The following is an 8455-nucleotide window of genomic DNA, read 5'->3' as shown; positions in this document are numbered from 1 at the left end:
CGGCTATACCGGCGAGGGCACCAAGACGGTGATCGCCTCGACCGCCTCCGCCAAGGTCTCGTTCCGCCTCGTGGACGACCAGGATCCGAAGCGGCTCGCCGAGAGCTTCGAGGCGTTCGTGCGGGAACGCGTGCCGGCAGATTGCCGGGTCGAGGTCATCACCTACAAGGGCTCGCGGGCGATCAGCCTGCCCTTCGACATGCCGCAGCTCGGGGCCGCCAAGGCCGCGCTGCAGGACGAGTGGGGCGTGCCGGCGGTGACCGTCGGGGCCGGCGGCTCGATCCCGATCGTCGGCGACTTCAAGCGGATCCTCGGGCGCGACACCCTGCTGATCGGCTTCGGCCTCGACGACGACCGGATCCACTCGCCGAACGAGAAGTACGACCTGACGAGCTTCCACAAGGGCACGCGCTCCTGGGCGCGGATCCTCGCGGCCCTCGGCCAGGGCTGAGCCGTCAGCGGGCGGAGGCCGACCGCATCTTCCCGTCGATCCAGGTCCAGAGGGCCCGGACCTCGTCGGCGGCCGGGCTGACGGGGGCGTATTCCGTGACGCCGAGCCCGGTCGCCAGGGCGTCCTGGTGGTCGACCCGGTGGATGATGCCGGGCTCGGCCAGGACGCCCAGGGCGCGCAGCTGCGCCGCGTAGGCGCTGGTGCGCGGCGAGGGCGGCGGCGGGCACTGGTTCAGCACCAGGGCCAGCCGCTCCCGCAGCCCGAGCCCGACGAGCGCCTGGAGGGTCGGCCGGGCGGCCACGATGTCGAGCCGCGAGGGGCGGACCGGCATCAGGACGAAGTCGGCATCCTTCAGGGCCGGCGCGAGGCCGGACGCGCTGCCGGCGGTGTCGAGGACGGCGAGCGTCGTGCCCTGCTCGGCGAGGATGCCGAGAATCTCCGACAGCTGGCCCATCTCCCAGGGCTGGATCCGGTCGACCGCGACGGCGTCGCTCTCGCGGTCGCTCCCGCGGTCGCTCTTGCGCAGGGCCCCCCAGCCGGCCAGGGATCCCTGCGGGTCGAGATCGAGGGCGGTCACCTGCTCGCCGGCCTCCGCGGCGGCGACGGCCAGGGAGGCCGCGAGGGTTGTCTTGCCCGTCCCGCCCTTCTGCACCGCCAGGGCGAGGACCCGCAGCGAGCCGGCGCCGGGCCGGGGCGCGGTGTCCGGCGCCGGTTCGGATCCTTCGGGATCCATGCGTGTCCCACCTCTCCAATCTCAGGCCCGGGCCTCGGCCCGTGCGGCGCCGAATCGAGGTCCGGCACGATCGTGCTTACCGTGACGCCGCTGGCTGGGGCCAGCGTCGCGCGGCGGCGCCTGTGGACCGCCCGTCGCCGGCTGCCGATCGCCGCGGCGCGGATTCCGGCGCGCGGGATCGCCCGGACGGCCCATGCGTTGGGCCGGCATCCCGTCGGTCGCGCGCCGCGCCCCCGCCGGGACTCCGATGACTGCCACGCCGGGATCCGCATGCGCCTCGACCGCCGCCGCCTGATCGGAACGGGGCTCCTGGCCCTCGCCGCCCCCGCCGCCCGCGCCGGGACGCCGCCGCCCCCGACGAGCCGGCCTGCGGGGATTCTGGACCTCGCCATCGCGGCGGATGCGCCCTCGACCCCCACGGGACTCGCCATCGCCCGGGGCGGACGGATCTTCGTGATGATGCCGCGTTTCACCGGTGCGGAGCCGATCACCCTCGGCGAGGTGCTGCCCGACGGATCGGTGAAGCCCTACCCCGACGCGGCGGCCAACCGCCCGGACCCGCAGGCGCCGCAGGCCACCCTGTTCCACGTGCCGAACGGCGTCTTCGACCGTGACGACACCCTCTGGGTGCTCGATGCCGGCCTGCCGACCGGCAAGGGACGGCCGGTGCCGGGCGGCGCGAAGATCCTGGCGATCGATATCGGCCGGAACAGCATCCGCCGGACGATTCCCCTCGACGCGGGCGTGGTGCCGGATTCCTCGCTGAACGACCTGCGGGTCGACGTGCGCGACGGGCGGGCGCTGGCCTACGTCACCGATCAGGGGCAGGCCGGCGCGGGGGCGATCCTCGCGGTCGATCTCGACAGCGGGCGGGTGGTGCGGCGCCTCGCGGGCCATCCCAGCACGCGCTCCGAGGAGGGCTTGGTCAAGTTCGTGGAGCGGCGGCCCGTGATGGAGCGGAAGGGCGACGCGCCGGAGAAGAGCCCGAAGGGCGGCGCCAACGGCATCGCGATCAGCCCGGACGGACGCCGCCTGTACTACGCGCCGCTGATGAGCCGGCGGCTCTACACGGTCGAGACCGCGGCCCTGCGCGACCCGAACGTCTCGGACGCGGCCGTGGCCGCCGCGGTCAAGGATCTCGGCGAGAAGGGCATGACCGGCGGGCTGACCACCGATTCCGAGGACCGGGTCTATCTCAGCCTGCAGGAGCACAACGCGGTCGGCCGGCGCCTGCCGGACGGCACCGTGGAGGTGCTGGCCGCCGACGACCGGCTGATCTGGGCCGACACCTTCTGGATCACCCCGGACCGATGGCTCTATATCTCGGCGGCCCAGGTCAACCGGCGGCCGGAATTCAACCGCGGCCGGGACCTGCAGCAGCCGCCCTACGCGATCCTGCGCATGCGCATCGACGCGGACCCTGTCCTGTAGCGGATCATGACGGACCTCTCGCACGACCCGGACTTCTTCGCCCTGCTCACCGGCAGCTATGCGCGGCGGCTCGGCGAGTCCCTGGTGCCGGCCGGTGCCGATGCGGCCTGGCTCTACGCGGCGGCCCCCTTCGCGGTCCTCGCCCACGATGGCGCCGCGGATCCCCGCTTCGTCTACGGCAACCGGGCCGCCCAGGCCTGCTTCGGCTACGCCTGGGACGAACTGATCGGCCTGCCCTCGCGGCTCTCGGCCGAGGCGCCCGAACGGGCCGCGCGGCAGAGCCTCCTCGACGCGGTCACCCGGGACGGCTTCAGCCGCGGCTATCGCGGCCTGCGGATCGCCAAGGACGGGCGGCGGTTCTGGATCGACCAGGCGGTGGTCTGGCAGCTCGACCGCGACGGCATGAATGTGGGACAGGCCGCGACCTTCTCGGCATGGCGCGACGCCTGAGGAAGCGGCCGATCCTGCCGGCTCCGTCGCCGGGCCAGCCCCGTCGCAGGCCGGGCCTTACACCTTCCGATAGAAGTCTCTTGAAAATATCAGTTACAGATAGAAATCAGTCACGCGCTTTGCAGTCTCGATCACGTTCGTTTGAAATCTTGTCTTGGCTCGAAACTCGACTGCATTTATCGACTAAACTTTAATCATCGTGCCTCACCAAGGTGCAAACTCCGAAATCACCGCGCGCGTGTCTGCGCCGCCGCCGGTCTCGGATGCCACCGTCTGGAAGGCCACCCGCCCACGATGACCATCAAACTCAGACTGCTCGCACTCCTGGCCGTCATGGGCCTGCTCCTGCTCGCATGTGCCGCCATGGGCAATCTCGCCCTTCACTGGAATCACCAGAGCTTCAAGACCGTCTTCGACGACCGCGTCGTCTGCCTCCGGCAATTCAGCATCATCCGCGATGCCTATGACGACCTGATCGACGTCTCGCGCAGGCTGCGCGGCCGGCAGATCGACCCGGCCCAGGCGAAGGACCAGATCGAGCGCGATCTCTCCAACCTGCACACGCAGTGGTCGGCCTATCTGGCGACCTACCTGACCCCGGAGGAGAAAGCCCTGGCCACCGAGCTGCAGGGGTCGCTCGACCGGAACGATGCCATCGCGGCCGAGATCCTCAAGCGCGTCGCCGCCGGTCGCGCTTCGGATTTCGAGTCCACGCATGCGGACCTGCTGACGAGCCTGCGGACCGCCAACGCGACCCTCGGCAAGCTCACGGCCTTGCAGGTCCGTGAAGCGGAGGCGGAGTTCGAGCGCTCCGAGACCACCGCGGGCTGGTCGCGCCTCGCCCTGCTGGCCGCCCTCGTCCTCGCGGCGCTCAGCATCGCCTACGGCATCTACACGATCGTCGTGCAGGTGATCCGTCCGCTCGGCGGCATGACGGCGACGATGACCCGCCTGGCCGCCGGCGAGCTCGAGGCGCCGGTCACGGGCGCGGAACGGGCGGACGAGATCGGCGGGATGGCCCAGGCCGTCCAGGTGTTCAAGGAGGCGATGATCGCCAAGCGGGACGCCGACGCGGCTGCAGCGATCGAGAACGCCGCCAAGATGCGGCGGGCCCAGGTGCTGGACGATGCGACGCGGGCGTTCCAGAGCCAGGTCACGCAGCTCACGCACGGCCTGGCCTCGGCCGCCACCGAGATGGAGGCGACCGCCCAGTCGATGAGCCGCACGGCCGATCAGACGGCGGGTCAATCCATGAGCGTCGCCTCGGCCGCCGAGCAGACCTCCTCCAACGTCCAGACCGTGGCGGCGGCGAGCGAGGAGATGGCGGCCTCCATCGGCGAGATCGCCCAGCAGGTCGCCCGCTCCACGATCATGGCCGAGCGGGCCGCCGCGGATGCCGCGCAGTCCACCACGATCGTACGCGGGCTGGCCGAGGGCGCCGAGAAGATCGGGGCGGTGGTCGGCCTGATCTCCGGGATCGCCGCTCAGACGAACCTGCTGGCGCTCAACGCCACGATCGAGGCCGCCCGTGCGGGCGAGGCGGGGCGCGGCTTCGCCGTCGTCGCAGGCGAGGTCAAGGAGCTGGCCTCGCAGACGGCGCGGGCGACGGACACCATCGCCGCGCAGATCAACGCCATCCAGGGCGAGACCCGCGAGGCCGTCGCGGCCATCCAGTCGATCGGCGCGACGATCACTGAACTCCGCGAGATCGCCGTCGGCGTCGCCGCCGCCATGGAGGAGCAGGGCGCGGCGACCCAGGAGATCGTCCGCAACGTCACGCAGGCGGCTCAGGGCACCCAGTCGGTCACCGTCAGCATCGGCAGCGTCACGCAGGCCGCGAGCGAGACCGGCGCCGCCTCCGCACAGGTGCTCACCGCCGCCTCGGAGCTGTCACGGCAATCCGAGCAGCTCGGGGCCGAAGTGTCGGGCTTCCTCGCCACGGTCCGGGCGGCCTGACGGCCCCTCGGGCCGACCGGGCGGGCCTCCTCAGGCCCGCCCCTCCTGGACGGCGTGGCAGGCGACGCCGTCCAGCAGCGCCGGCACCTCGGTCCGGCAGCGGTCGTTCGCCAGCGGACAGCGCGGGTTGAAGGTGCAGCCGGGCGGCGGGTCGATCGGGTTCGGGATCTCGCCGGAGACCGGCACCCGGGCGCGGCCGACATGGGCGAGGTCGGGCACCGCGTCGAGGAGCATCCGCGTGTAGGGATGCCGGGGCGCGGCGAACAGGTCCCGGGCGGCGGCGACCTCCACGAGGCGGCCGAGATACATCACCCCCACCCGGGTCGCCATGTGGCGGACCACGGCCAGGTTGTGAGAGATGAACAGGTAGGTGAGGCCGAGCCGGTCCTGCAGGTCGCGCATCAGGTTGAGGATCTGCGCCTGCACCGAGACGTCGAGCGCCGAGGTCGGCTCGTCGCCCACGAGGAACTCCGCCTGGCTCGCCAGCGCCCGGGCGATCGCCACCCGCTGGCGCTGGCCGCCGGAGAATTCGTGCGGGTATTTTTTCGCATCGTCCGGGTGGAGCCCGACCAGGCCGAGCAGCTCGCTGACCCGGGCGCGGATCGCCCCCTCCCCCTGGATCAGGCCGAAGGCCCGGATCGGCTCCGCGATGATCCGGCCCACCCGCCAGCGCGGGTTCATGGACGCGTAGGGGTCCTGGAAGATCATCTGGATGCGCGCCCGCAGGCGCCGCCGGGCTGCGGCCTGGCGCGGGTCGGTCATCGAGACGCCGGTGATCGTCACCTCCCCGGCCGAGGGCGGCAGCAGGCCGACCACCATCCGCGCCACCGTCGACTTGCCGGAGCCGGATTCGCCCACGATCGCGAAGGTCTCGCCTTTCTCGATCGTGAACCCGACCCGGTCCACCGCCGTGAGGAATTTCCGGGGCTCGCCCTCGAGCACCCGGTTGAGCCAGGGCTTCGAGACGTCGAACCGGCGGCGCAGATCGGTGACTTCGACGTAGGCGCTCACGCTGCGCGCTCCGCTGCATCGTACAGGTGACAGGCCACCCGGCTCGCCTCCACGGCCTGCGGCTCCGGCCGCTCGACCCGGCAGCGCGAAAAGACCTTCGGGCAGCGCGGGTTGAAGGCGCAGCCCTTGGGGATGGCGGTGAGGCGCGGCATCGAGCCGGGGATCTGGCTCAGCCGCGTGGCCTCCTGCGACAGGGTCGGGATCGCCCCCATCAGCCCCACCGCGTAGGGATGGTGGGGCTTCGCGATCACCGAGGCGACCGGGCCGATCTCGGCGACGCGCCCGGCATACATCACCGCCACCCGGTCGGCGGCCTCGGCGATCACGCCCATGTCGTGGGTCACCAGCATCACCGCGGTGCCGTGCTCCCGGCAGAGGCGCTTGAGCAGGGTGATGATCTGGGCCTGGACCGAGACGTCGAGCGCCGTGGTCGGCTCGTCGGCGATGATCAGCTCCGGCTCGGCGGCCAGCGCGAGGGCGATCACCACCCGCTGGCGCATGCCCCCGGAGAACTCGTGCGGGTAGCCGTCGATCCGCCGCTCGGGGGCCGGGATGCCGACCTCGGCGAGCAGGTCGATGGCGCGGGTGCGGGCGGCTTTCCCCGACAGGTCGGTGTGGGTGCGCAGGGTCTCGACGATCTGGTCGCCCACCCGGAACAGCGGGTCGAGCGAGGTCAGCGGATCCTGGAAGATCATGCCGATGCGCTTGCCCCGCACCCGCCGCATGGCCTCGGGCGAGAGATTGTCGATGCGCTCGCCGCGCAGGCGGATCTCGCCGCCGGCGATGCGTCCGGGGCGGTCGATCAGCCCGATCACCGCCGAGCCGGTCACCGACTTGCCGGCCCCGGATTCGCCGACGACGCCCAGGATCTCGCCGCGGCCGATCTCGAAGGAGACCCGGTCGATGGCGGTGAGCGGCCCGCGGCGGGTGTCGAAGGCGACCGTGAGATCGCGCACGGAGAGGATCGTGTCGGTCATGGCGTGGCGGCTCCGGTGGCAACCGGGCGTCGGATGGGCGCCCCCGTCCTTGCGAGCGGAGCGAAGCAATCCAGCGGCGCCACGTTCACCAAGGTCGCGCTGCCCTGGGTCGCTTCGCTGCGCTCGCGCTGACGATGTCCCATCATTGCAGCTTCGGATTGAGCGCGTCGCGCAGCCAATCCCCCAGGAGGTTGATGGCGATGACCAGCCCGGCCAGCGCCAGCCCCGGGAAGGCGACGATCCACCACTCGCCGGAGAACAGGAAGCGGTTGCCGGTGCGGATCAGCGTGCCGAGCGACGGCATGGTTTCGGGCAGGCCGGTGCCGAGGAACGACAGGGTCGCCTCGGTGATGATCGCGAGCGCCAAGTTGATCGTCGCTATGACGAAGACCGGGCCGGTGACGTTCGGCAGCACGTGGCGGACCAGGATCACCGGGGAGGACAGGCCGATCAGCCGCGCCGCCTGGACGTAGTCCTTGCCCTTCTCGACCATCACGGAGGACCGCACGGTCCGGGCGTACTGCACCCAGAAGGACAGGCCGATCGACACCACGATCAGCCCGATCAGTGGCCCGACGTCGAGGGCACTGCCGAAGGTTGCCTTGGCGACGCCGTCCACCACCAGGGCGATCAGGATCGCCGGGAAGGTGAGCTGCACGTCGGCGATCCGCATGATCAGCGTGTCGAGGACGCCGCCCGCGTAGCCGGCGATCAGACCCAGCGCGATGCCGATGACGCCGGAGGTCAGCACCCCGAGCCCGCCGACGATCAGCGACAGGCGCAGGCCGTAGAGCACCGCCGAGAGCACGTCCCGGCCCTGGTCGTCGGTGCCGAGATAGTAGGGCGCCTGACCGTCCGCCTGCCAGATCGGCGGCAGGTTGGAGTTGATCAGGTCGAGCTGGGCCGGGTCGTAGGGGTTCTGCGGGGCGATCAGGGGCGCCGCGAAGGCGAGCCCGACCATCAGCACCGTGGCGACCAGCGCCGCCATGGCGGTCTTCGAGCGCAGGAAGCTCGCCAGCAGGTCGGAATCCCGCCAGCGCGCGAGGCGGGAGGGCGCCGCCTCCGGCAGGGGGACCGGCGGGGCATCGCCCGCGTCGAGGTCGTATCCGCTCATCGGTCGCCCTTCACGCCGTGTCCGGTGGAAAGCTTCGGGGCGGCTGCCGTCGTCTTTGCGAGCGGAGCGAAGCGATAGCGGCAACCCAGAACGCGACCGTCTTGCGCCGACGGGCCTGGCAGGCGCGACCTGCCCCCTCTCCCATGCGGGCGAGGGTCGGGGTGAGGGTCGAGACCGCTCAGAGTGAAGCGCACCCTCGAAGCGCCGACAGGCCGCGCCCCATTCGGACAGTTCTCATCCCTCACCCTGTCCCTCTTCCACATGGGAGCGGGGACCCGGGCCTCCTGCGAAGCGGGCGTGACCGTCGTGTCCCGTTCAAATGACGCGCGGCA

At 71.6% G+C, this 8455-nt stretch carries 8 protein-coding genes; 4 read left to right on the top strand and 4 right to left on the bottom strand.

Features of this window, described 5'->3' with window-relative positions; genetic code table 11:
* The coding region (locus tag I53_RS20220) for a M20/M25/M40 family metallo-hydrolase (protein WP_043354020.1) at nt 1-451 on the top strand (451 nt) is incomplete at its 5' end.
* A 4-nt stretch (nt 452-455) separates the two neighbouring features.
* Here I53_RS20220 and I53_RS20215 read toward each other — a convergent pair.
* Nucleotides 456-1184: a ParA family protein gene (locus I53_RS20215; RefSeq protein ID WP_043354018.1), complete on the bottom strand. Its 729-nt coding sequence runs from the start codon at nt 1182-1184 to the stop codon at nt 456-458.
* Nucleotides 1185-1454: 270 nt separating this feature from the next.
* On the opposite strand from I53_RS20215, the gene I53_RS20210 reads away from it, so the two are divergent.
* From I53_RS20210 to I53_RS20200, 3 genes are all read left to right on the top strand, one after another.
* On the top strand, nt 1455-2615 hold the full coding sequence (locus tag I53_RS20210) for an L-dopachrome tautomerase-related protein (protein ID WP_083936106.1): 1161 nt from the start codon (nt 1455-1457) through the stop codon (nt 2613-2615).
* 6 nt (nt 2616-2621) lie between these two features.
* Nucleotides 2622-3065, top strand: a complete 444-nt coding sequence (locus I53_RS20205; RefSeq protein WP_043354017.1) for an MEKHLA domain-containing protein — start codon at nt 2622-2624, stop codon at nt 3063-3065.
* Between the two features lie 294 nt (nt 3066-3359).
* Nucleotides 3360-5021 (top strand): methyl-accepting chemotaxis protein, encoded by a 1662-nt coding sequence (locus tag I53_RS20200; RefSeq protein ID WP_043354015.1) that lies wholly within the window; start codon nt 3360-3362, stop codon nt 5019-5021.
* Between the two features lie 30 nt (nt 5022-5051).
* Here the strand turns inward: I53_RS20200 and I53_RS20195 are convergent, their stop codons facing one another.
* The 3 genes from I53_RS20195 to I53_RS20185 all read right to left on the bottom strand — a co-directional run bounded on the left by I53_RS20195 (nt 5052) and on the right by I53_RS20185 (nt 8123).
* A complete protein-coding gene (locus tag I53_RS20195) occupies nt 5052-6032 on the bottom strand; it encodes an oligopeptide/dipeptide ABC transporter ATP-binding protein (RefSeq protein WP_043354014.1) in 981 nt (326 codons plus the stop codon).
* Nucleotides 6029-7009: an ABC transporter ATP-binding protein gene (locus I53_RS20190; protein ID WP_043354012.1), complete on the bottom strand. Its 981-nt coding sequence runs from the start codon at nt 7007-7009 to the stop codon at nt 6029-6031. Before I53_RS20190 ends, I53_RS20195 begins: the two co-directional genes overlap by 4 nt.
* Nucleotides 7010-7151: 142 nt before the next feature.
* Nucleotides 7152-8123, bottom strand: a complete 972-nt coding sequence (locus I53_RS20185; protein ID WP_043354011.1) for an ABC transporter permease — start codon at nt 8121-8123, stop codon at nt 7152-7154.
* Nucleotides 8124-8455: the final 332 nt, after the last annotated feature.

Origin of the sequence: Methylobacterium sp. B1 (genome assembly GCF_000333255.1) — a bacterium.
Taxonomy (GTDB): domain Bacteria; phylum Pseudomonadota; class Alphaproteobacteria; order Rhizobiales; family Beijerinckiaceae; genus Methylobacterium; species Methylobacterium fujisawaense.
This window is presented reverse-complemented; position numbering and strand designations above follow the sequence as displayed.

Bases quoted from the DNA above. Each gene is read 5' to 3' on its own strand.
- I53_RS20185 (WP_043354011.1), bottom strand. From the start codon at position 8,123: ATGAGCGGATACGACCTCGACGCGGGCGATGCCCCGCCGGTCCCCCTG.
- I53_RS20205 (WP_043354017.1), top strand. From the start codon at position 2,622: ATGACGGACCTCTCGCACGACCCGGACTTCTTCGCCCTGCTCACCGGC.
- I53_RS20210 (WP_083936106.1), top strand. From the start codon at position 1,455: ATGCGCCTCGACCGCCGCCGCCTGATCGGAACGGGGCTCCTGGCCCTC.
- I53_RS20190 (WP_043354012.1), bottom strand. From the start codon at position 7,009: ATGACCGACACGATCCTCTCCGTGCGCGATCTCACGGTCGCCTTCGAC.
- I53_RS20215 (WP_043354018.1), bottom strand. From the start codon at position 1,184: ATGGATCCCGAAGGATCCGAACCGGCGCCGGACACCGCGCCCCGGCCC.
- I53_RS20200 (WP_043354015.1), top strand. From the start codon at position 3,360: ATGACCATCAAACTCAGACTGCTCGCACTCCTGGCCGTCATGGGCCTG.